This is a genomic window from Arthrobacter sp. zg-Y820, from assembly GCF_030142155.1.
In the GTDB taxonomy this organism is placed as follows: Bacteria; Actinomycetota; Actinomycetes; order Actinomycetales; family Micrococcaceae; genus Arthrobacter_B.
Genome location: NZ_CP126247.1, coordinates 3,453,311 through 3,474,841 on the forward strand (window position 1 = coordinate 3,453,311; position 21,531 = coordinate 3,474,841).

The 21,531-nt window shown below is 67.1% G+C and carries 19 protein-coding genes and 1 pseudogene; 7 read left to right on the top strand and 13 right to left on the bottom strand.

Annotated features, from left to right (window positions below; all coding sequences use genetic code 11):
- Positions 1-255 precede the first annotated feature (255 nt).
- Positions 256-3,732, bottom strand: a complete 3,477-nt coding sequence (locus QNO08_RS15760) for a bifunctional proline dehydrogenase/L-glutamate gamma-semialdehyde dehydrogenase (protein WP_229966223.1) — start codon at positions 3,730-3,732, stop codon at positions 256-258.
- 146 nt (positions 3,733-3,878) lie between these two features.
- On the opposite strand from QNO08_RS15760, the gene QNO08_RS15765 reads away from it, so the two are divergent.
- Entirely contained in the window at positions 3,879-4,808 is a 930-nt protein-coding gene (locus tag QNO08_RS15765) for a LysR substrate-binding domain-containing protein (protein WP_229966224.1), read from the top strand.
- 69 nt (positions 4,809-4,877) lie between these two features.
- On the opposite strand, the gene QNO08_RS15770 is transcribed toward QNO08_RS15765, so the two are convergent.
- From QNO08_RS15770 to QNO08_RS15795, 6 genes and pseudogenes are all read right to left on the bottom strand, one after another.
- Positions 4,878-5,771, bottom strand: coding sequence for a YsnF/AvaK domain-containing protein (locus QNO08_RS15770; protein WP_229966225.1), 894 nt, complete (start codon positions 5,769-5,771; stop codon positions 4,878-4,880).
- A 247-nt stretch (positions 5,772-6,018) separates the two neighbouring features.
- Positions 6,019-7,707, bottom strand: coding sequence for a long-chain-fatty-acid--CoA ligase (locus QNO08_RS15775; protein WP_229966226.1), 1,689 nt, complete (start codon positions 7,705-7,707; stop codon positions 6,019-6,021).
- A gap of 63 nt (positions 7,708-7,770) precedes the next feature.
- Positions 7,771-8,748 carry an ATP-grasp domain-containing protein gene (locus QNO08_RS15780; protein ID WP_229966227.1) on the bottom strand — a complete coding sequence of 326 codons (978 nt, stop codon included), beginning with the start codon at positions 8,746-8,748 and terminating at the stop codon, positions 7,771-7,773.
- 26 nt (positions 8,749-8,774) lie between these two features.
- A pseudogene (locus tag QNO08_RS15785) lies at positions 8,775-9,032 on the bottom strand (AbgT family transporter); the annotation flags it as partial.
- On the bottom strand, positions 9,028-9,177 hold the full coding sequence (locus QNO08_RS15790) for a hypothetical protein (RefSeq protein WP_229966228.1): 150 nt from the start codon (positions 9,175-9,177) through the stop codon (positions 9,028-9,030). The pseudogene QNO08_RS15785 and the gene QNO08_RS15790, both read right to left, overlap by 5 nt.
- Before the next feature lie 84 nt (positions 9,178-9,261).
- Positions 9,262-10,023 (bottom strand): SDR family NAD(P)-dependent oxidoreductase, encoded by a 762-nt coding sequence (locus tag QNO08_RS15795; RefSeq protein WP_229966229.1) that lies wholly within the window; start codon positions 10,021-10,023, stop codon positions 9,262-9,264.
- 169 nt (positions 10,024-10,192) lie between these two features.
- Between QNO08_RS15795 and QNO08_RS15800 the strand changes: the two genes are divergently transcribed.
- The 3 genes from QNO08_RS15800 to QNO08_RS15810 all read left to right on the top strand — a co-directional run bounded on the left by QNO08_RS15800 (position 10,193) and on the right by QNO08_RS15810 (position 13,122).
- The gene (locus tag QNO08_RS15800; protein ID WP_229966230.1) at positions 10,193-10,882 is read left to right on the top strand and encodes a phosphoribosyltransferase; all 690 of its coding nucleotides are present in this window, start codon (positions 10,193-10,195) and stop codon (positions 10,880-10,882) included.
- Between the two features lie 186 nt (positions 10,883-11,068).
- Positions 11,069-11,662 (top strand): HdeD family acid-resistance protein, encoded by a 594-nt coding sequence (locus tag QNO08_RS15805; protein WP_229966231.1) that lies wholly within the window; start codon positions 11,069-11,071, stop codon positions 11,660-11,662.
- Positions 11,663-11,841: 179 nt separating this feature from the next.
- A complete protein-coding gene (locus tag QNO08_RS15810; protein ID WP_229966232.1) occupies positions 11,842-13,122 on the top strand; it encodes an ammonium transporter in 1,281 nt (426 codons plus the stop codon).
- Positions 13,123-13,146: 24 nt separating this feature from the next.
- On the opposite strand, the gene QNO08_RS15815 is transcribed toward QNO08_RS15810, so the two are convergent.
- Positions 13,147-14,985, bottom strand: a complete 1,839-nt coding sequence (locus tag QNO08_RS15815; RefSeq protein ID WP_229966233.1) for a thiamine pyrophosphate-requiring protein — start codon at positions 14,983-14,985, stop codon at positions 13,147-13,149.
- 140 nt (positions 14,986-15,125) lie between these two features.
- Here QNO08_RS15815 and QNO08_RS15820 point away from each other — a divergent pair, with 140 nt between their 5' ends.
- Both QNO08_RS15820 and QNO08_RS15825 read left to right on the top strand, forming a co-directional pair.
- Positions 15,126-15,662 (top strand): dihydrofolate reductase family protein, encoded by a 537-nt coding sequence (locus tag QNO08_RS15820; RefSeq protein WP_229966234.1) that lies wholly within the window; start codon positions 15,126-15,128, stop codon positions 15,660-15,662.
- A gap of 159 nt (positions 15,663-15,821) precedes the next feature.
- Positions 15,822-16,397: a GtrA family protein gene (locus QNO08_RS15825; protein WP_229966235.1), complete on the top strand. Its 576-nt coding sequence runs from the start codon at positions 15,822-15,824 to the stop codon at positions 16,395-16,397.
- Positions 16,398-16,475: 78 nt separating this feature from the next.
- Here QNO08_RS15825 and QNO08_RS15830 read toward each other — a convergent pair whose 3' ends face one another.
- From QNO08_RS15830 to QNO08_RS15845, 4 genes are all read right to left on the bottom strand, one after another.
- Positions 16,476-17,855: an NAD-dependent succinate-semialdehyde dehydrogenase gene (locus QNO08_RS15830; protein ID WP_229966236.1), complete on the bottom strand. Its 1,380-nt coding sequence runs from the start codon at positions 17,853-17,855 to the stop codon at positions 16,476-16,478.
- A gap of 96 nt (positions 17,856-17,951) precedes the next feature.
- Positions 17,952-18,773, bottom strand: a complete 822-nt coding sequence (locus tag QNO08_RS15835; RefSeq protein WP_229966237.1) for a trimeric intracellular cation channel family protein — start codon at positions 18,771-18,773, stop codon at positions 17,952-17,954.
- 81 nt (positions 18,774-18,854) lie between these two features.
- A complete protein-coding gene (locus QNO08_RS15840; protein WP_229966238.1) occupies positions 18,855-19,295 on the bottom strand; it encodes an SRPBCC family protein in 441 nt (146 codons plus the stop codon).
- 75 nt (positions 19,296-19,370) lie between these two features.
- The gene (locus tag QNO08_RS15845) at positions 19,371-20,045 is read right to left on the bottom strand and encodes an NUDIX hydrolase (protein WP_229966239.1); all 675 of its coding nucleotides are present in this window, start codon (positions 20,043-20,045) and stop codon (positions 19,371-19,373) included.
- 145 nt (positions 20,046-20,190) lie between these two features.
- On the opposite strand from QNO08_RS15845, the gene QNO08_RS15850 reads away from it, so the two are divergent.
- Complete coding sequence (locus QNO08_RS15850) at positions 20,191-20,826, top strand: GyrI-like domain-containing protein (RefSeq protein ID WP_229966240.1); 636 nt, start codon at positions 20,191-20,193, stop codon at positions 20,824-20,826.
- A gap of 14 nt (positions 20,827-20,840) precedes the next feature.
- On the opposite strand, the gene QNO08_RS15855 is transcribed toward QNO08_RS15850, so the two are convergent.
- A complete protein-coding gene (locus QNO08_RS15855) occupies positions 20,841-21,392 on the bottom strand; it encodes a dihydrofolate reductase family protein (RefSeq protein WP_229966241.1) in 552 nt (183 codons plus the stop codon).
- Positions 21,393-21,531 lie beyond the last annotated feature (139 nt).

Genomic DNA, 21,531 nt, shown 5'->3' on the forward strand with positions numbered 1-21,531 from the left:
CGGAGCACGGCCACTGCTGCGCACACTGGACAAGCGCACCCGGCGATGGGTGGATGCTGTCTGCGAAATAGCGGGTGCGTGCGGCCGGGGGAAGCAGCAAATGACTCAGTTCAAACTGGCTGCTCCGGCGGCCCGGTCCGGGCACGGCCCTACTCGTAAATGAGTTCCATGGCCACACCGTAACAACAAAAGACGGCACCGGGATAGACCCGGTGCCGTCTCTTCCGGGACTTTTGCCCGACCTTAGGTCCTGCCCTAGATCAGGGCGTCAGACAGATGATTGGGCGTTCCGAAGCGGTGAGCGGTAATGCTGATGGCCTGCTCGTGGAGGAACGGCAGCAGCTCGACGCGGCCGGCCTCGGTGACCGGGTTCGCATAAACAGCCACGTCCGGCCGGCCTCCCAGGGCCCCCGCCAGTGCCAACGCGCCGGACCCGATGAGGCGGATGCGGGTGCCGTGGAGCGCGGGATCGAAACCGGCGGCAAAGGCCAGCCACGCGGCGTCGTTTTCCTCCGCCACCGATATCCCGTGTTCGGTCAGCAGCGCACGGACGGCCAGCGGCAGTTCCACGCCGGTGGACACGCGCAGCGCGGAACCGGCCAGCAGTCCTGCGGCCACAACCCGCAGCAGGGCGGAGAGCGGCTGATCTTCGGACAGCCGGACGGTCACGGGCAGCGGCCGGTAACGGAAGACGTTGCGTTCGGCGCTCAGCGCGGAGACATCCTTGGCAGTGCCGAATTCCTCGGCCCATGCTGCCGCGTCGCTGCTCAGTGCCCGGTGCAGGAAGTCGGTGTCGGCAGCAAAACTGCCGGAAACAGCCGCGGCCAGGATCTTGGCGGCTCCCTGATGACGGACGGGGGCACCGGCGCCGGTGGCGGGGGCGGGTTCCCACTGGCCCAGGCCCATCAGGTAGTTCGGGCCGCCGGCCTTGGTGCCCGCGCCCACCGCTGACTTCTTCCAGCCACCGAAGGGCTGGCGCTGCACAATCGCGCCGGTGATGCCGCGGTTGATGTAAAGGTTGCCGGCGGAAACGCTGTCCAGCCAGACGTCCATTTCAGCGGAGTCCAGGGAGTGCAGCCCCGAGGTGAGGCCGTACTCGATCTGGTTCTGCAGGGCGATGGCCTCCTCGAGCGTGGCTGCGGTCATCACGCCGAGGATCGGACCGAAGTACTCGGTGAGGTGGAACTCGGAGCCGGCGCGCACGCCGGTGCGCACCCCCGGGCTCCACAGCCGGCCGCTGTCATCAAGCTGCTTCGGTTCGATCAGCCAGGACTCGCCCTCGCCCAGGACCGTGAGGCCGCGCAGCAGCTTGCCGGCGGCCGGCTCGATGACCGGACCCATCTGCGTCACGGCGTCCACCGGATAGCCGACCTTCAGGGACTGCACGGCGTCGACCAGCTGGTTGCGGAAGCGCGGGGACCGGGCCACCGAGCCGACGAGGATCACCAGCGAGGCCGCGGAGCACTTCTGGCCCGCATGCCCGAAGGCGGAGGCGACGACGTCGCGGGCGGCCAGGTCGAAGTCGGCGCTGGGCGTGACGATGATGGCGTTCTTGCCGGAGGTCTCGGCCAGCAGCGGCAAATCGGCGCGGAACGAACGGAAAAGTTCGGCCGTTTCGTAACCGCCGGTGAGGATCACCCGGTCCACTGACGGATGGGCGACCAGCTGGCGGCCGAGTTCGCGCTCGCCCAGCTGCACCAGCTGCAGGACGTCGCGGGGAACACCGGCTGCCCAGAGGGCCTCCACCATGACCGCGCCGCTGCGGGCTGACTGCCGCGCCGGCTTGATGATGACGGCGGAGCCGGCGGCCAGGGCCGCCAGGGTCGAGCCGGCGGGAATGGCGACCGGGAAGTTCCACGGCGGTGTGACCACGGTCAGGCGTGCGGGAATGAACCGGGCGCCGTCGACGGTTTCCAGGTCCTTGGCGCGCTCGGCGTAGTAGTGCGCGAAGTCGATGGCTTCGGAAACTTCGGGATCCGACTGGTCCAGCGTCTTGCCGGTCTCGGCGGCCATGACTTCCATCAGGTCCGCGCGGCGGTCCTCCAGAGCGGCTCCGGCGCAGTGCAGGATCTCGGCGCGTTCGGTTCCGCTGAGGGCTGCCCAGCCCTTCGCGGAATCGACGCCGGTGGAAATGACGGCGGTCAGTGCCGCTTCGTCGGTTATCTGCGCGTCGGCGACGGCGGCCACGCCGAGGACGGAATCCTCGATGCGCTCCAGAATGGCCCCGCCCCACGCCTGGTTGGCCGGCAGGGCCGGATCAGTATCGGGGGTGTTGGAAAAGTCAGTGTTCGCGGCGTCGGCGCCGCGCGAATCTGCCGGGCGCGGCTGGCTGCGGTCCTGGACCCGGTTGGAGGCGGGAACGGCATCATCGAGGTCCGCCAGGGAGGTGAGGAAGCGCAGCTTCTCGCGTTCGAACAGCGCCTCGTTTTCGCTGAGCTCAAAGACTGCGGACATGAAGTTCTCGGAGCTGGCGCCCTCTTCCAGGCGCCGGATCAGGTAGGCGATGGCGACGTCGAACTCCGCCGGGTGCACCACCGGGGTGTACAGCAGCAGCGATCCGACGTCGCGCTTGACGACCTCGGCCTGGCCGGTGGCCATGCCCAGCAGCATCTCGAATTCGATGCCGTCGGCGACTCCGCGCTGCTGGGCCAGCAGCCAGGCGAACGCGACGTCGAAGAGGTTGTGGCCGGCCACGCCGACGCGGACGTTGGCGACGCGCTCGGGCTGCAGCGCGTAGTTAATGACCCGCTTGTAGTTGGTGTCGGTCTCCGCCTTGGTGCCGCAGGTGGCCAGCGGCCACCCGTGCAGGGATGCCTCCACCTGTTCCATGGGCAGGTTGGCGCCCTTGACGACGCGCACCTTGATGGCGGCACCGCCGTCGGCCCGGCGTGCGGCGGCGAACTCCTGCAGCCGCATCATGGCCGACAGGGCGTCGGGGAGGTACGCCTGCAGGACGATGCCGGCTTCCAGATCCTTGAACTCGGGCATGGACAGCAACCTGGTGAAGACCGCCATGGTCATCTCCAGGTCCTTGTACTCCTCCATATCCAGGTTGATGAACTTCTTCCGGGCAAAGGAGGCGGCCTGGCGGTAGAGCGGAGTCAGGCTTTCCACCACGTGCTCGACGGCTTCGTCGAACGCCCAGTGCGAGTGCGGGGACACGGTGGAGGACACCTTGATGGAGACGTACTCGACGTCGTCCCGGGCCAGGAGGTCATGGGTGCCCTTGAGGCGGCGTCCGGCCTCGCGTTCGCCCAGCACGGCCTCGCCGAGCAGGTTCATGTTCAGCCGGACGTCGTCCTTCCGGATGTCGGTGATGGCCTTGCCCAGCCGGGCATCGGTGGCATCGACGATCAGGTGGCCCACCATGCGGCGCAGCACCTTGCGGGCCACGGGGATGACAACCTGGGGCAGCACGGGGGCCATGACGCCGCCGAGGCGAACTGCCGAGCGCATGTACCAGGGCAGGAAGCCGGGCACCCGGGGCGCCAGGGCAGCAAGGTTCCGACCGGCAACCCGCAGGTCCTCGGGACGGATCACGCCGTCGACAAATCCCACGGTGAAATCCAGTCCGGACGGGTCCTTCAAGACTCCGGCGAGCTGGGCTGCCGAGGCGTCCACCGGCACACTTGCGGCTTCGGCCAGCCAGCGGCGGACGAGGGCAACTGCTTCACCGGCCAGGGCCTGGGGTGCGTCCGGACCGGCGGTGGTTTCGGTGACGATGTTGCTCATGGCGGCCAGCTCTTTTCAACGTGCGACTGATTGATTCTTCTCCAAGTATCCGCGCTAATTTGCGTAAGGCAAAGGTTAGTTTTCTTACGCATATAAGTTAGATTTACTAATGATTTGGTTTATCGGAAAAACATCGGAGGAAGCCCTTGCTGGATGTGCGCCGGCTGAACCTCCTGTGGGAGGTTAAGGTGCGAGGGACGCTGGCCGCCGTGGCGGAGGCGCTGTCCCTGAGCCCCTCCGCCGTCTCCCAGCAGCTGGCCCTGCTGGAGAAGGACGTCGGCGTGCAGCTGCTGCGAAAAACCGGACGCGGAGTGCAACTGACCCCGCAGGCGGAAATCCTGGTCAGCCACACCTCAGACATCCTGGAGTCGCTGGAACGGGCCGAAGCGGACCTGGCGTCGTCCCTGACCACCGTCACCGGGCGCATCCGGGTGGCGGTCTTCCAGTCAGCGGCCCTGGCCCTCATGCCGGGAGCCCTGTCCATCCTGCGGCAGGAGCATCCGGAGCTGCGGGTGGAAATGGTGCAGCGCGAGCCGGAGACGGCACTGTACGAAACCTGGGCGCGGGACTTCGACGTGGTGATTGCGGAGCAATACCCCGGGCATGCCGCCGTGCGGCATCCGGAGCTGGACCGCGTGCATCTGACCTCGGATGCCATTCGGCTCGCCGCACCCCATGCGGGCTTTCCGCCGGTGCAGACGCTGGCCGACACCGCGGAGCTGCCGTGGGTGATGGAGCCGCGGGGTGCTGCTTCGCGCCATTGGGCGGAGCAGGCGTGCCGGCGGGCGGGTTTCGAACCGGATGTCCGCTACGAAACCGCCGACCTGCAGGCCCAGATCCGCCTGATCGAGTCCGGCAACGCCGTGGCCCTGATGCCTGACCTCGTCTGGACCGGACGGGAGCCGAGCGTGCAGCTCCTGGAGCTTGACGGCAAGCCGCGGCGCAGCATCTTCACCTCCGCACGGCGGGCCGGCAGCCGGCGCCCGGCCATCCTGGCCTGCCGGGAGGTGCTGGAGCGGACCGCGCGGCAGGTGGCGGTTCAGCACCCGGCGCCCGACCAGCGGGGCCGTCCTTAACGGACAGCAGCTCCGGCCGAAGCCGGAGCTGCTGTCCGTGAATCATTTCCCCATCAGGCGTGCCCGGAACTAGTGTCCGGAGCCGGATCCGCCTGACTTGTCGGTTCCCGACTTGCCGGACCGGCGCGGTGAGCCGTCCACATCGGTGTCGATCTGCTCCTTGCTCACTTCTTCAGTCACGCTTTCGGTGTCGGTGACCGTCTCGGTGTCGAGCCGGACCCGCTCCACCGGAACGGTCTTCTTGCTGACCACCGGCTCCTCGGCGTGCAGCGTCACCTCGTGCTCTTCTTCGCTGAGCTCCGGGCCCGACGTGGCGGCGTCGATGTTCGCATCAGTGATCGGCTCGCGCTCGACGCGGACCTCTTCGTGGCTGACCGGAACCTGGGTGGTCACGGTTTCGGTGACGACGTATTTCCGCAGCCGCGCCTTGCCGGTCTGCCGGCTCTGGGTTCCAACGTCGAGCCGTTCTTCCGAACGGGTCATGGCGTCGTCGGTGGTGGGACCGGAGGTGTCGTGGCCCACGGTTCCGGAGGAGTCCCCCGCACCGGAGCGCGTGAAGTCCTCGTCGATGCCGGTGCCGGACCGGCTGTCGGTCATGGTGCCCGTGCCGGCGCCCATTGAGCTGCTGTCGGACGAGCCGTCGTCGTAGGTGAATCCGTAGTAGCGGTAGAGCGTCACTTCCTCCTCCGGCGAGATGGATCCGTCGGATTCCACCTGCGGAGAGTTCTTGACCTCGTCCTTGGAATACGGCACCAGCACGTCCACGCCTTCAACGGTTGCCTCGCTAAGCGGAACAAAGGACTCGTTGGTGCCGAAAAGGCCGGTGTTGACCGTCACCCAGGCGGGTTCGTTGGTCTGATCATCCAAGTAAAACGTTCCAACCGCGCCAATTTTGTCGCCGTTGGGACCCAGTACGTTACCTGAACCGGCCATGAGGCCTTCGACTTGCTGATTGCTGATCATGCTGTTCTCCTTCAGCTGCGAACCTTCACCGTTGTCCGGTGCTTATTCACGTTGGGCCGGAGTATGCCGGATGCATCGAAGGACGAACGGCGGAGGAATGATGAGCCGATCGGCCGGTGACGGCGCACGCCAAACTCCGGATGAGCCTTTGTGAGGGCCCTTTTGGCGACCCGGCCTGGAATCCCAAGCCTACTTACTATTCCAACGCAACAGCTTCAGAGCGTCAATAGGTAGTGTTCCGCTTCCCCTATTTGGTATCGGCCAAGAGCTCCCGGACTGAACGGCGCAGCACCTTGCCCAGCAGGGACTTCGGCAGTTCCTCGACGGCAACGATGCGGCGCGGCACCTTGTAGGGTGTCAGCCGCTCGCGGCACCAGGCCCGGAGCGCGGCTTCGTCCAGTTTCGTTCCGGCCTGCAGCACGACGGCGGCCACCACCTGCTCGCCGCCGTCGGCCCGGGGAAGCCCCACTACGGCAACGTCGGCAATGTCCTGGTTGCTGCGCAGCACCTCTTCGACCTCGCTGGGAGAGACGTTGAAGCCGCCGGTGATGATCAATTCCTTGCGGCGGTCCACCACCTTCACGAACCCGTCCTCGTCCACCGTGACGATGTCGCCGGTGCGGAGCCAGCCGCCCTCGAGCAGCACCTCCTCGGTGTCCTCGGTGTTGTTCCAATAGCCGGCAAACACCTGCGGCCCGCGGATCAAGAGCTCACCGGGAGCGCCGGCGGGAACATCGTTTTCCGGATGCTCCGGATCCGCCACGCGCATTTCGGTGCTCGGGAAGGGAACCCCGATGGTGCCGTTGCGGCGGGATTCGGCAAACGGGTTGCCCAGCGCCACCGGCGAGGACTCGGTGAGCCCGTAGCCTTCCACCAGCAGCCCGCCCGAGACTTCTTCCCACAGTTTCACCGTGGTTGCCGGCAGCGTCATTGCTCCGGAGATGGCAAAGCGGATGGTGGACAGGTCAATGCCGCGCTTTTTGGACTCCAACGCCACCTTTTCGTAGATCGGCGGGACCGCGCAGAAGACCGTGGGCCTGGACTTCTTCGCGGCTGCCAGCACCAGGTCCACGTCAAACTTGGGGAAGAGCACCAGCCGGGAACCGGTCAGCATGGCGAACGTCAGGTACAGGGTCAGGCCGAAGGCGTGGAACATCGGCAGCACGCCGTAAATGGTCTCCTTGCCCTCCTCGGCTCCGTGCATCCAAGCCTGGCCCTGGAGGGCATTGGACCGCAGGTTGAAGTGCGTGAGCATCACGCCCTTGGGAATGCCGGTGGTGCCCGAGGTGTACTGCAGCGCCGCCAGGTCCTGCACGGACGGCCGCGGATGGGCGGCGTCGATCGGGGGTGTGCTCAGCAGCTTTTCCCAGGACATGGTGTTCTCGGTCTTAGCCGTCAGCCCGGCGCGGGTGCGGCGCAGGGAGGGCACCGGCAGCCGCAGGGCCAAACGCTTGAGCCGCGGCATGGCCTTGGTGATGTCCACGGCGATCACGGTCTTCACAGCGATGTCACCGGGGAAACCCTGGATCTTTTCCACGGCCTTGTCCCAGACGATCGCCACCTGCGCTCCGTGGTTTTCGAACTGGTGGCGCAGTTCCCGCTCCGTGTACAGCGGGTTGTGGCCGACGACGACGGCGCCCAGGCGCAGCACGGCGTAGAACGCGATGAGGTACTGAGGGCAGTTCGGCAGGACGATGGCCACCCGGTGCCCGCGGCTCACACCCAGCTTCCGCAGGCCTTCCGCCGCGCGGTTGATCTGGTCACCCAGCTCGGCGTACGTCGTCTCAGCGCCAAAGAACTCCAGCGCCACCTTGGGCCCGAAGCGGACGACGGCGTCCTCCACCATGGCTGTCAGGGACTCGGTGGGCAACTTGATGTTTGCCGGAACGCCGGGCTGGTAGTTCTTGACCCACGTCGGTTCCTGGGCAGCAGTCATGAGCGGAAGCTCCTTCGGTTTGGCTAATTCCGACTATAGCGACGCGCCGCTCCGAGGGATAAATTACTTGTCGGAAGGCACGGCGCCGAGCCCGGCCAGATACTGCGCCAGGGCCCGCGGCGCCGAGCGCGGAGCGGTCGCTTCGACCACCGCGTTGTAGTTGGTGTTGGTGTTCACGTCATAGGTGAGGATCCGGCCGTCGGCGGTTTCCATGAACTCGATGCCGCAAACCTCCAGCCCGGTGCGCCGGGCGAAGTCGAGGTACCGGCCGACGATGGGGTGGTCGAATCCTTCCCGCAGGCTGAAGAGCTGGGTGTCGGCATCCGGGGCAATGGTGGCTCCGGGCGGCATGATGGGTTTGCCGGTGGAGGGATCGATCGCGCAGGCGTCCGCCGGGCAGAGCTGGAATCCGCCCCGGGCAGTGTCCGCGGTGATGGCGTAGATGAATTCACCGCCGACGATCTCCACCCGGGTGATGGTGGGTTCGGCGGCAACAATGAACTCCTGGATGAGGGTAATGCCGTCTGCGGGTTCCTCGAACTCCGGGCCGGCCACGTAGTCCGCCAGCTCTCCGTGGGATTCGAATTTCCGCACCCCCAGGCCCTTGCCGCCCTGGTTGTGCTTCGTGATGAAGGGGGCGGAGAACTCCTTCGCCGCAGCCAGGATCTGGTGGCGGCCGACGGCGGCAACGGTGCGCGGCGTGTCGATCCCGGCGGCGCGGAGCGCGGTGAGCTGGTCGACCTTGCTCATTTCCAGTTCCAGGATCCGCCGGCCGTTGACCGTCCGCCGGCCGTGCGCCTCAAGCCAGGACAACACCGACCGGGCGTAGTCCTTGGACAGGGTGTGGCCGCGGGTGGCGGAGGACGCGCTGATGCGGGACCAGAAGATGCCTTCCGGCGGCACCGAGTCCAGGTCCAGGACGCCGTCGGTCAGCAGCCATTCCTCCACCTCCAGGCCTTCGGCTTCAAAGGCGCGGGCAAACGGGGGAAACCACTCGGGGTTCTCGTGCAGGGCATAGATCTTGGGGCGGGCGGAGCTCATGAAGGTGCCTTTCGCTGGTTTCAGGTCTAGCGGTCGATGTAAATGCCATTGCCCGGGCCCAGCGGCAGGTCGAACACGAAGAACACCGTCAGCACAGCCACCCAGGCCAGCCAGAAGAGCACGGTGAAGGGCAGCATCCTTGCGATGACCGTGCCCAGTCCGGCCTGCGGCTCATACTTGCGCAGCATGGTGAGGAGCACAATCATGTACGGGTTCAGCGGGGTCAGGATCTGTGTGGCGGAGTCCCCCACCCGGAAGGCGCCCTGAATGAACGCGGGTTCAAACCACCTTGGCCTCCACCACGGCTGCCAGAGCCGCGGCTGCTCCGGCAAAAGGCGACTCAGGTGTCGATGCCGTCTGCATCCGGCGACCCGTTTCGGCGTCGAGCTGGTTCAGGTAAGCGGTGCTGGGGACTGTGATGCGCGTCATGGGCCCCCACACTAGGGCCGGGACGCGCTCCGGAGCCACTTCATGACGCGGTGTGCCGCGGCGGGGCCACCGGCCGCGGCGGAGCTACCGGCCGCGGCCGGCGATCCGTGCCACGAGGGCCTTCGGGCCGCGGGCGCCGACCCAGGCCAACGCCTTGTACCGCTTGGACGGAATGGACACGCCCTTGCCGGCGAAGGCGTCAGCGAGCCCCTCGCGCACCACGCGTTCGGCGTCGAGCCACATCCACCCCGGGTAGATGGACTTGTCCATGTCCATCCGCTGGTGAAACTCGGTGTGGACGAATCCGGGGCACAGGGCCGTGACATGCACCCCGCGGCCGCCGTAGTGGAGGTTGGCCCAGCGGCTGAAAGTGATCACCCAGGATTTCGCCGCGCTGTAGGTGCCGCGCGGGATGAAGCCGGCCACGGACGCCACGTTGATGATGTGGCCGCGTGGTTCCTCCATCCGGGAGAGCATCGTGTTCAGCGCGGTGTGGCTCAGCGCCAGCGGAGCTGCCACCAGCACGTTCAAGTGGTCCAGTTCCACGGAGAGCTCGTTGCGTTCGAAGCCGTTCTTCAGGCCGTAGCCGGCATTGTTCACCAGCATGCTGATGTCCGGCCTCTCCAACCGCCGGCTGACCCGCTCCACGCCCTCGGGATCGGCCAGGTCGGCCGCAATGTATTCCGTTTGTACGGCGTATTCGCGGGCCAGAAGTTCGGCCGAGTCCTTCAGCCGCTCCTCGTTCCGGGCCGTGAGGACCAGGTTGTAGCCGCGGTTGGCGAGCTGTCGGGCAAATTCGGCGCCGATGCCGGACGTCGCGCCGGTGATCAATGCTGTGGGAGTCATGGGTCCACCTTTCCACGCCCATCCTGCTATGCGCCGCAACCTTTGGCACGCGCCTCTGGCGAAGCTCAAGCCTTTGTCCCGCGCGGCCTCCGATCCGTGCCAACGCCTTGCACCCGGCTGCCGGCGCCCCTACCGTGGCAGGAGAAGCCCGGCCCCCATAGGAAGAGCCATGGCACCACTGCGGTTATATCGGGACAGGCAAGACGCAGGGCGGAAGCTCGGCGTCGAACTCGCGCCGTACTTCGGCACGCCGAACCTGCTGGTGCTGGGTCTCCCCCGCGGCGGCGTTCCGGTGGCCGCCGCGGTGGCGGGACTGCTGCGGGCCCCGCTGGACGTCGTGGCCGTGCGGAAAGTCGGCGTGCCGCTGCAGCCGGAGCTGGCCGCAGGGGCACTGGCCTGGCTCGCCGGAACCGTCACCTCCGTGCGCAACGAAGCGGTCCTGGCCGAATGGCAGCGCTCCCTCGGGTCCTCCCGCGAACATGATCCGCGCGCTGCGGACCAGGCGTTCGACGACGCCGCTTCGGTGGAGCTGCTCGAAGTGATCCGCCGCGACAAGCTCTACCGGATGCGGCGCGATCCCCTGGACGTCAGCGGGCGCACCGTGCTGGTGGTGGATGACGGGTTGGCCACCGGCAGCACCATGCGCGCGGCCCTGCTGGGGCTGCGCGAGCAGAATCCGGCCCGCCTGGTGGCAGCTGCTCCGGTGAGCTGCGGGACAGCCGGGGAGGCGGCCGCAGCCGTGGCCGATGACGTCGTAATCCCCTGGCAGAGCGGCGCATTGTCCGCCGTTGGGCAGGCCTACGAGAGCTTCGACCAGACCACGGATGCCGAAGTCCAGCGCCTCCTGAACCTGCCGTAACCGAAGGCCGGCCGCAGCTGTGTCCGACACAACGGGCCGGCCAACATTCGGCGGGCCTGCCGGTCCCGGCGGTCTGCCGTGCCGGAGGGGCCTGCAGGGGCCCTGCCCCTAGAGTTCCGGACACCTCCGGCGGGATAATCCAAGGGCGGGGGACCTTGCTTTTTCCGACTTTGTGGGAGGTTCCAAATGTCCATGTCAGGAAGTGCCCTTGGACTGGGCGGGTTGAACCTGGATGTCAGCGAACTCACTCGCAAGGCGGTGCGGAATATCCGCGGCGGGCTGGCCCTCACGGGGGCCCTCTCCATCGTGCTGGGCGTCTTGGTGCTGTTCTGGCCCGAGGCGACGCTGGATGTGGTTGCTTTCCTGTTCGGACTGTATTTCCTGGTCTCCGGAGCCGTGCGCGTTGTCACGGGCATCGTCACGCCGCTGTCCGGGGGGCTGCGGGTCCTGAACATCCTCACCGGAGTGCTGCTCTTCGTCGTTGGCGTGGTGGCGATGCGCAATCCGCTGGCCTCGCTGACGGTGCTGGGCATGGTGATCGGCATTGCCTGGATCATCGAGGGCATCATGGCGCTGACCGAAATCGAGAGCGGCGGATCGCGGTGGTACGCCATCACCTACGGGGTCATCAGCGTCATTGCCGGCGTGGTGGTGCTCTTCCTGCCGGTCGGTTCGCTGGCGGCGTTCGTCATCTTCGGCGGCATCTTCCTCGTGGTGCTGGGCATCGTGGAAGTGGTGCGGGCGCTCTCGTTCGGCCGCGGCCTGCCGCTGTCGGCGTAGGAACGGGTATTCCGCCGGCTGTTCCGCGGCCGCGTCCAGCAACCTTCCAGCAGTTGTTAACACAGCGCTAACCTGCCCGGAAACCTGGATGTAATACGGGGCCTCCACTCTGGGAGAAGCACGGTTACCACCCGCCGCTCCGGCCCAGCGTGGCCGCCCATTCCGAATGGAGCATCTCCATGGACTCTGGAAACACTGCTTGGCTGCTGGCCAGTTCCGCGTTGGTCTGCCTGATGATTCCCGGTATCGCCTTCTTCTACGGAGGAATGGTCGGCTCGCGCCGGATCCTGAACATGATGTTGATGTGCTTCGGCGGAGCGAGTCTCGTCGCAGTGCTGTGGGTGCTCTACGGCTATTCGGCTGCTTTCGGCAACTCGGTAACGGGGGCGGGACTGCTGGGCAATCCGCTGGAGTTCCTCGGGCTCTCCGAGTTGCTGGTCGAAGACCCGGACAGTTCGCTGCCCGTGGCACTCTTCGCAGTCTTTCAGTTGATGTTTGCCTGCGTTACCACGGCCCTGGTGGCCGGGGCCGCCGCCGGCCGGATGAAATTCGCCGCCTGGATGCTGTTCGCCGGGCTGTGGGCCACCCTGGTCTACTTCCCGGTGGCGCACTGGGTCTTTGCCTTCAGCAGCGAAGACGGCACGGTCACGGGCGGCTGGATCGCCAATCAGCTGGGCGCGATCGACTTCGCCGGCGGCACCGCCGTCCACCTGAATGCGGGAGTGGCAGCGCTCGCACTGGCTCTGGTGCTGGGCCGTTCCAAGGGCTGGCCGCACGCCCACGGCAAGCCCCACAGCCGGCCGCTGGTGCTGCTCGGTGCGGGACTGCTCTGGGTTGGCTGGTACGGCTTCAACGCCGGTTCGGCCCTGAGCGCAGGCCACGCGGCCTCAGTCGTTTTCCTGAACACGGCAGTGGCTGCGGCTGCCGGGCTGCTCGGCTGGATGCTGATGGACCGGCTGCGGCTGGGCACGTCGTCCTCGCTCGGGGCGGCCTCCGGCCTGATCTCAGCGCTGGTGGCCATCACGCCGGCCTGCGGCGCGGTCAGCCCGCTGGGCGCCGTGGCGATTGGCCTGCTGGCCGGGCTCGTGTGCTCCCTGGCCATCGAGTGGAAGTTCCGGCTCGGTTATGACGACTCCCTCGACGTCGTCGGCGTCCACGCCGTGGGCGGGCTGCTCGGCACCCTGCTGATCGGCCTGTTCGCCACCGAGGCCGCGCCCAACGGCGTCAGCGGGCTGTTCTACGGCAGAGGCTTTGAGCTGCTGGGCATCCAGGCGCTGGCTGCCGGCGCGGTCCTTGTCTACTCCTTCGTGGTCACCTGGGTCATCGCGAAGGTGCTGCAGCTGACCATCGGCCTGCGCATCCCGGAGGAAAGCGAGCTGCAGGGCATCGACATGGCGGCCCACGCAGAATCCGCCTATCTGAACGATGAGGAGCCGGTGGAACTGGGCGCACGCCCGTAGCTGCACCGGGAAAGGACAAACCCGTCAGTCCTCCGCCAGGGCCTGTTCCTGGCGGAGGTAGACGGAGAGGAGGTCGCGGGCGTGCTGCGTCTGCGGTCCTTCCTTTTCCATCGCTTCGACCATTGACGCGGCCTGCTTTTTCCCGGCGGGGAACGGCGGCAGAAGCGGAACGTCCGGGTCCGAAATGACCTCGATGATGCACGGCCGGTCGGCAGCGAGCGCCCGGTCCCAGGCGGCGCCCAGCAGTTCCGGATCCTCCACGCGGATGCCCTCGAAACCCAGCAGCTCCGCGTACCCGGCGTAGTTGAAGTCCGGCAGCGCCTGGCTGGCCTCAAACCGCGGCTCGGTCTCCATCTCCCGCTGTTCCCACGTGACTTCCGTCAGTTCGCGGTTGTTCAGCACGCAGACGATGAAGCGCGGATCCGCCCACTGCTTCCAGAGCCGGCTGACAGTGATCAGTTCGGTGAGGCCGGCCATCTGCATGGCGCCGTCCCCGGCCAGCGCGATGAGCGGCCGGTCGGGATGCGCCAGCTTCGCGGCCAGTCCGTAGGGCACGGCGCAGCCCATGCTCGCCAGCGTGCTGGAGAGGTGCGCCGGCACGCCCGCGGGCAGGCGCAGCTGCCGGGCGTACCAATAGACGCTGCTGCCCACGTCCACGGCCACCTGTGCGTCGGCGGGCAGGCGCCGGCTCAATTCGTGGACCGCGCGTTCGGGATTGATCGGGTCCGCCGGGGTGAAGGCCCGCTCGAGGGACAGCTCATGCCAGGAGCGCACTGCCTGTTCGACGTCGTCGCGCCAGGCGGAGCCGCCGCGCTCCTTGAGCAGCGGCAGCAGCGCATCGAGGCTGCCGGCCGCGTCACCGGTGACCGCCACCTCCACCGGATACCGGTTGCCGATCGCCGCCGAATCGATGTCGATCTGCACCGCCCGGGCGGCACCGGGCGGCGGATAGAACTCGGTCCACGGATCGTTGGAGCCGATGATCAGCAGCGTGTCACAGTTGCCCAGCACAAAGCCGCTGGCTGAGGTGCCCAAATGCCCCATGACGCCGGCAGCCAGCGGATGGGATTCATCCACATAGGGTTTGCCGAGCAGACTGGTGGTGATGGCGGCGCCGAGCTTCTCGGCCAGGGCCACCACCTGGGCCTGCGCACCCCGGGCCCCCTGTCCGACCAGCAGGGCAACTTTTTGCCCGCTGTTGAGCAGGTCCGCAGCGGCGGAGACGTCCTCCGGCCGCGGCAGGATGCGGGCCGGACTCCAGAGCGGTGCAGTGGTGAGGACTCCGTGTTCCTGTTCCAGCTCCGGCGCGTCGGCCTGCTGGACGTCGTGGGGCAGGATCACCACCGACGGGGTGCGGGTGGCCAGCGCCTCCTTGAAGGCCCGGTCAATGATCAGGGGTGCCTGCTCGGGGCTGCTCACCTGCTGCCGGAAGCCGGAGGCGACGTCGCGGAACAGATGCATCAGGTCCACCTCCTGCATGTAGGCCGAGCCCAGCACGCTCAGGCTCTGTTGCCCGATGAGGGCCACCACCGGCACCGAGTCCATCCGGGCGTCATAGAGGCCGTTGAGCAGATGGATGGCGCCGGGACCCTGGGTGGAAACGACAACTCCCACTTCCCCGGTGTACTTCGCATGCCCCACGGCCATGAATGCTGCGTTTTCCTCATGCCGGGCCTGGATGAACTCCGGGCCGCCGGCGCGCCGCAGGGCACCCATCAGCGGGTTGATGCCGTCTCCGCTGTAGCCGAAGATGCGGCCCACGCCCCAGGCCTGAAGCCGCCGGACCAGCAGGTCCGCCACCAGCCCCGGTTCGCCCTGCTGTTCCGGCTTCCCCTGCTGTTCAGTACCGTCTGTTCCGCCCATGACGCCGCCTCCCGAAATGATCAGTGTGCTGAATAACCACCACTCTATCCCCCGGCCGGTTTCAGCAACTTTGCCCTCGCCAACCACAACCTGCAGCCGGCCTGGTGTGCCGGTCCTTCCCCGCCGTTATGCTCGTGGACATGGGTAAGGTCCTCTATTACGTCGCGTCATCACTGGATGGATACATAGCCACCGAGGACCACAACCTGGACTGGCTGCTGGCCTTCGGGTTTGAGGCCTTCCAAGAGCACTATGACCAGTTCATTGCCGGTGTCGGGTCTCTGGTCATGGGGTCGACCACTTATGAATGGGTCCGCGAGCGTGAGCCGGACAGCTGGGACTTCGGCGCGCTGCCCTGCCAAGTGCTGACACGACGGAGCCTGCAGGCGCCTCCGGACAGCGGCGTGCGCTTCGCCTCCGGGGACATCCGGCGCATCTGTGCGGAAGCGGTGAACGACGCCGCCGGCCGCAACGTGTGGGTGGTGGGCGGCGGCGACGTGGCGGCGCAGTTCGCTGAGGCAGGGCTGCTCGACGAAATGCGGGTCACCTACATGCCCGTCGCCCTGGGCGCCGGGCGCCCGCTGCTGCCGGTGTCTGTGCCGACGGCGCCGATGCGGCTGACCGGCACGACGTCGTTCAACGGCGGCGCCGCCGAGCTCCGCTTTTCCTTCATCTGAAGCTCTCCGTCATTGCTGCGCGACTCTCCCGGCCGCCAACTGTCTTGACCGTCACGCCCCGAATGGCCGGCAGCCTCAATTTTGTGCCCCTCGCCCCCTTGTGAAAATATCCAAGGGAATCCCGGCATCTGCCGGGCGGAGGAAGCAGGGAACGGGTCCATGGCCAACAGCAAAGTCGCGCCGGTGCGAAAGATCATGCGCCGGCTGGGCTCTTTTTCCCTCGTCGGCACCGTGGCCTTCGTGGTGGATGTATCCCTCTTCAATGTGCTGGCCTCCACGGTCCTCACGGACAGTCCGATCACCGCCAAGGTCGCTTCAGTCGCCGCCGCAACGGCCGTGTCCTGGATTGGCAGCCGCTACCTGACTTTCCGCAGCACCCGCGGCCGGAGCATCCGCAGCGAAACCCTGCTGTTCGCCCTGACCAACGTGGTGGGCCTGCTGATCGCCACCGGGTGCCTTTTCGTTTCCCACTACCTGCTGGGCTTTGACAGCCAGTTCGCCGACAACATCTCCGGGAATGTGGTGGGTGTCGCTGCCGGCAACGTCTTCCGCTACTTCGCCTACCGGTACATCGTGTTCACCACCGCAGAGGAACGGGCCGCCCGCGCCGCGGCAAAAGAAACGGCGGCAAAAGAGACGGCGGCGGAACAAGACCGCGTCAGTGACAGCCCGGTGGAGGGCAGCCCGGCCGGGGATAGTCCGGCCACCGGCGGAGCGGTGAAGGAATCCGTTTAGTTCGCACTCCTCCGCCTACGACGACGGCGGTGCCGCCTTTCGGAGAAGGTGGCACCGCCGTCGTCGTACCGGGGTGGGTTAGCGCTGCTTCGGAGTGCGGATGAGCTTCTTGTTAACGAACTCGTCCATGCCGAAGCGGCCCAGTTCGCGGCCCACGCCGGAACGCTTGACGCCGCCGAACGGCAGGTCCTCCTGCGTGCCGGAGACTCCGTTGATCCAGACCATGCCCGATTCCAGCTGGTCGGCAACTTCCAGGGCCTTCTCCTCGTCGGCGCTGAAGACGGCGCCGCCCAGGCCGTAGGGCGAGCTGTTGGCCAGCTCCACGGCTTCGTCGGCGCTGGAAACCTTGTAGATCACTGCGGCCGGACCGAAGAGCTCCTCGGAGAAGGCACGCATGTCCTCGGTGACACCGGTCAGCACGGTGGGCTGCACGTAGGCGCCGGGACCGTCGATGAGGCTGCCGCCGGTGTGCAGGGTGGCACCCTTGTCCACGGCGTCCCGGATCTGTTCGACCAGGCCGTCCGCGGCCGCCTGCGAGGAGAGCGGGCCGAAGCGGGTGTCCTCATCCAGCGGGTTCCCGGGCTGGATCTTTTCCATCTTCGCCGTGAACTTCTGCACGAAGTCCTCGTAGAGGTCCTCCATGACGATGAAGCGCTTGGCAGCGTTGCAGGCCTGCCCGGCGTTGCCCATGCGCCCGGCCACTGCGGAGGCGACCGTGGCGTCCAGGTCCTTGGTATCCAGCACGATGAACGGATCGCTGCCGCCCAGTTCCAGCACGAACTTCTTCAGGTTCCGGCCGGCGACCTCGGCGACGGCGGACCCGGCGCGCTCGGAGCCGGTGAGCGAGACACCCTGGATCCGGGGATCGGCAATGATGTCCGCGGCCTGCTCGTTGGTGGCGAACAGGTTGATGTAGGCATCCTGCGGCAGGCCTGCGTCACGGAAGATCTGTTCCATGACCAGGGCCGACTGCGGGCAGTTGTTGGCGTGCTTGAGCAGCACTGTGTTGCCCAGCATCAGGTTGGGACCGGCGAAGCGGGCCACCTGGTAGTACGGGTAGTTCCACGGCATGATGCCCAGGATGGCGCCGATCGGTGCGGTCTTCACTGTGGCTCCGCCGCCGCCCTTGACGGTGAGTTCCTCATCGGCCATGAAGCCGGGGCCCTCGGTGGCGTAGTAGTCGTAGATGTTTGCCGAGAGGGCTACTTCACTCTTGGCTTCGCTCAGGGGCTTGCCCATTTCCGTCGCGATGAGCGCGGCGAGTTCATCGCTGCGTTCGCGGTACAGCTCGGCTACCCGGGCGATGGTTTTGCTGCGGGTTTCCACCGGCTGCCGGCGCCAGGCGGCGAAGGCGCCGTGGGCCGCGCTGATTGCTTCGTTGATCTCGCTGTTGGTGGCTTCGGCGAATTCTTTGAGTGTTTCCCCGGTTGCGGGGTTCACGGTTTTGTAAGCAGTCATTCCTGCCACGCTACCCGCGGGCAGGTGCCGGGGCCAGCCGGCATTTCGCTCCCAGCTCAATGCACCGGCGCGGTCAGCCTCAATGCAGCGGGACGGTCAGCGGCGGACCGGCGGGGCCTCGCCGTCGGCTTCGGGTCGTTTTCGGCGGAAGGAGCGAAGGCCCGGAACCCGGTTGAAGCGGGGCCGCGGCCACCCCTGTTCCTTCTTTCGGCCGCCCCTGCGTCCCGCCGCTTCCCCGGGCAAATCCCCCACCACGGAGCCTGCCCCGCGCGGGCGGCGGGTCAGGCGGACGCTCCACTCCCCCGGTGCCGGCAGCCGCCAGCCGCGGCGCCGGGCCACGGTGCAGACGACGGCGGCCGTCACGATGGCCATGCCCATTCCGAGGTTCGGCAAACCGAGGTGATACAGGATCACCATTTCCACGGAAGCGATCAGGGCGCCGGTGGCGTAGAGCGTGTTCCCGCCGAAGATGGCCGGCACCCGGCCAACCACGATGTCGCGGATCATGCCGCCGCCCACCGCCGTGGCCATGCCGATCAGGATCGCCGGGAGCCACTCCAGATCGACCGCCAGGGCCTTGGACGTGCCGGTGGCCGCCCAGCAGCCCAGGGCGAAGGCATCGATGACGATCAAAAACCGGTTGGCCCATTTGCCCCGAAGCTCAATCAGATAGGCGATGAACGCGCCGGCGATGGCGACGATCAGATAGGCGGGGTTGGTCAGTGCCACCGGCGTTCCGACCTGCAGCAGGGTGTCGCGCAGGACACCGCCGCCCAGTGCGGAGGTCAGCGCCAGGACCAGGAACCCGATGGGATCCATGCGCAGCTGCCGGGCCACGGCACCGCCGAGCACGCCGTTTGCCAGCACTCCGGCCAGATCAACGACGTCGAAGACGGCTCCCGGATCGAAATTCTCCACGTCGCTCCCGGTGCTCGATTATTGCCGTGTTTCCGGCGTCCATTCTAGCCGTGGCGGCGGCTGGCGCGTCGCCTGCGGCGGCTACTTCGCCGAGAAGTGGGCGGCCAGCTTCTCCAGGGTCTGTTCCAGGTTTGCCGGATGCCGGCGGGTGACACCCGTGATGCGGTACATGACGCGGTGGCGGACGTTCCGCGCATCCCACTGTTCGGTCACCAGGGTGCCGCCGTCCGCGGGCTCGAGGAGGTACCGCCAGACATGGCCGCCGGAGTGGCGCCAGGCAATCCGGCGGCCTTCCTCGAACTCGGTCACCGTGTTGCTGATCTTGTAGGGCACACCCATCTTCATGTCCATCCCGAACCGGGCTCCGGGCGCCAGGCGATCTGGGCCGCTGGGATGCGCCGCGCGGACCGTGCCCGATCCGTCGATGACGCTGTGCATGGCCGGGCGGGCGAGCAGATCGAACACGGCATCCGGTGAAGCGGACACCAGCCGGTCGCGGGAAATCAAATAGGGACTGTTCATCGGCCCAGTGTAATGGCGGGTTGATCCGGGCCGCGGCGGCACCAGAACCGCGCCCGCCGCGAGCTGCACGGTGAGCTAGAACGTCCGCTGATAGGTCCACGCGGTTCCGTCACGGACCAGCCGGTGCCGGCGGAAGGGTTCCGCGGCCGTGTCAGCTCCCGGGTATTCAGCGTCGCCCTGCCACACCATGACAGGAGGCACCTGCCCGGGCAGCTGGCGGGTTACATACGTTTCGGGAACGGCTGCCGCAGCGCCGGCCAGCGCCTCGGCCACATTCTTCCGGTCCAGCAGCCCGTGCAGGGTGACCCAGGTGGGCGGCACCAGGTCCATCGTCCCCTCGGTGCTCCGGCGCAGCGCTTCCGCCGGTGACAGCCAGACGGCGTCGACGTGTTCTTCCGGGCTGAGCCGGATATTCCCGGCGGGGGCCGCAGCCACGAAGAACTCAGTTTTCCAGCGGCGCGGGGCTTCCGGCGGCGGCACCCAGCAGGACAACCGCACCAGTTCCTCCGGCGCCAGCACCAACCCGGTTTCCTCAGCCGTTTCCCGCACGCCCGCCCGGCGGGCGGCAGCCACTTCGGCGTCGTCGTTCTCCGTTGGCTCCGCGGCGTCGGACGGGTCCACCACTCCGCCGGGAAAGACCCAGGCGCCGGCGAAGGAACCCCGGTGGCGGGGGCGTTCAAGCAGCAGCACCTGCAGGCCGGCCGGGGCATCGCGCAGCAGCACCACTGTGGCGGCCGTACCGTGCAGCATGCCGGGCATCCATTCGTGAGGAAATGTCGTGCAGGGATCCGTTCCCCCAAGAGGATGGTAGCCGTTTGGTTCGGGGCGGTAGCCGTCGGCACGCTGGCCGACCTACGCTGAGGACCGAGGTGGCGGCGGTTTCCAAGGGCGGTGCATGACAGTGGAGAAGTTCGAATTCAGGAAGGCCTATCCGGAGCTGTACGCTCCGAAAGCCGGTGATTTCGTCCTCGTGGAGGTTCCGCCGCTGCAGTACCTGGCATATGACGGCAGCGGGGATCCCAACACGTCCGAGGAGTATGTCTCCGCCCTGGAATGCCTCTACCCCACGGCGTATGCCGTGAAGTTCGCGTCCAAAAAGGACCTGGACCGCGACTTCACCGTGGGCCCGTTGGAGGGCCAATGGCGGGCCGACGACATGGAGGCGTTCACCCGCGGCGCCAAGGATGAGTGGGACTGGACGATGCTGGTTGCCCAGCCGGCGTGGATCACCCGGGACATGGTGCGGGCGGCGGTCACTGCGGTGCAGCAGAAAAAAGGCCTGCCCGGGCTGGACCGGCTGCGGCTGGTCACCCTTGACGAAGGCACCTCGGTGCAGATTCTGTACATCGGTGCCTATGACGCCGAAGGCCCCGTGCTTGAGCGGCTGCACCACCAGTGGATGCCCGCCCACGGACTGACGTTTAACGGCGACCACCACGAGGTGTACCTCAGCGACCCGCGGCGGACCGCTGCGGAGAAGCTGCGGACGGTGCTGCGGCAGCCGGTCCGCCCGCTCCAGCCCTCCGATTAGACCCGGGCTGTCCGTCAGTCAGGACGCGGTCCGTACGTGAGCACGGCGTTTCCCGAAACGGTGATCTGCGAGTCGACCAGCTGCAGCCGCGTCCTCGGGTCTCCCGGTTTGAACAGCCGCTGCCCGGAGCCGGCCACCACCGGGTGGACGACGAGGGTGAGCGCATCCAGCAGCCCGGCAAAGAGCAGTTGGCGGACCACTGAAATGCTGCCGTCCACGGCGATGTCTCCGCCGTCGAGCTCCTTGAGCCGCCGGACAAAGTCTTTCAGCTCACCGTCCATGAGCGTGGAATTTTCCCACTGCAGATCCGCGTTGGCCAGTGTCGTGGAAGCGACGAACTTCTGAATCGGGTTAATGAAACTGCCGAAGGCGTCCTCCTGGTTGCCGGGCCAGTAGTCCGCCCACTGTTCGTAGGTCACGCGGCCCAGCAGCACCGTGTCCTGCGTGGAAAGTGCCGTTCCCATCAGCGCGCCCAGGTCCTCGTCGAAGTGGTCGAACTGCCACTCCCCCGGACTTTCCACCACGCCGTCGATCGAGCTGAACAGTGAAGCCGTCACCTTGCGCATGTTGATCTCCTGCCGCCGCCATGCCCTGCGTCTTCCGACCGGAGGCTTCCTGCCGGACCCGTTCCCGGGCAGGATAGCCGCTTGGTCATCTGAGGGGAATGCCGCAGGAAAGGGTCACCGGCAGGGGCTTCCGGTCGGT

Excerpts from the sequence above, each read along its gene's own strand:
- QNO08_RS15805 (WP_229966231.1), top strand. The coding sequence starts at position 11,069 with ATGTCCATGTCAGGAAGTGCCCTTGGACTGGGCGGGTTGAACCTGGAT.
- QNO08_RS15770 (WP_229966225.1), bottom strand. The coding sequence starts at position 5,771 with ATGATCAGCAATCAGCAAGTCGAAGGCCTCATGGCCGGTTCAGGTAAC.
- QNO08_RS15845 (WP_229966239.1), bottom strand. The coding sequence starts at position 20,045 with ATGCTGCACGGTACGGCCGCCACAGTGGTGCTGCTGCGCGATGCCCCG.
- QNO08_RS15815 (WP_229966233.1), bottom strand. The coding sequence starts at position 14,985 with ATGGGCGGAACAGACGGTACTGAACAGCAGGGGAAGCCGGAACAGCAG.
- QNO08_RS15840 (WP_229966238.1), bottom strand. The coding sequence starts at position 19,295 with ATGAACAGTCCCTATTTGATTTCCCGCGACCGGCTGGTGTCCGCTTCA.
- QNO08_RS15855 (WP_229966241.1), bottom strand. The coding sequence starts at position 21,392 with ATGCGCAAGGTGACGGCTTCACTGTTCAGCTCGATCGACGGCGTGGTG.
- QNO08_RS15825 (WP_229966235.1), top strand. The coding sequence starts at position 15,822 with ATGGCCAACAGCAAAGTCGCGCCGGTGCGAAAGATCATGCGCCGGCTG.
- QNO08_RS15790 (WP_229966228.1), bottom strand. The coding sequence starts at position 9,177 with ATGACGCGCATCACAGTCCCCAGCACCGCTTACCTGAACCAGCTCGAC.
- QNO08_RS15850 (WP_229966240.1), top strand. The coding sequence starts at position 20,191 with ATGACAGTGGAGAAGTTCGAATTCAGGAAGGCCTATCCGGAGCTGTAC.
- QNO08_RS15795 (WP_229966229.1), bottom strand. The coding sequence starts at position 10,023 with ATGACTCCCACAGCATTGATCACCGGCGCGACGTCCGGCATCGGCGCC.
- QNO08_RS15830 (WP_229966236.1), bottom strand. The coding sequence starts at position 17,855 with ATGACTGCTTACAAAACCGTGAACCCCGCAACCGGGGAAACACTCAAA.
- QNO08_RS15810 (WP_229966232.1), top strand. The coding sequence starts at position 11,842 with ATGGACTCTGGAAACACTGCTTGGCTGCTGGCCAGTTCCGCGTTGGTC.
- QNO08_RS15820 (WP_229966234.1), top strand. The coding sequence starts at position 15,126 with ATGGGTAAGGTCCTCTATTACGTCGCGTCATCACTGGATGGATACATA.
- QNO08_RS15760 (WP_229966223.1), bottom strand. The coding sequence starts at position 3,732 with ATGAGCAACATCGTCACCGAAACCACCGCCGGTCCGGACGCACCCCAG.
- QNO08_RS15775 (WP_229966226.1), bottom strand. The coding sequence starts at position 7,707 with ATGACTGCTGCCCAGGAACCGACGTGGGTCAAGAACTACCAGCCCGGC.
- QNO08_RS15780 (WP_229966227.1), bottom strand. The coding sequence starts at position 8,748 with ATGAGCTCCGCCCGCCCCAAGATCTATGCCCTGCACGAGAACCCCGAG.
- QNO08_RS15800 (WP_229966230.1), top strand. The coding sequence starts at position 10,193 with ATGGCACCACTGCGGTTATATCGGGACAGGCAAGACGCAGGGCGGAAG.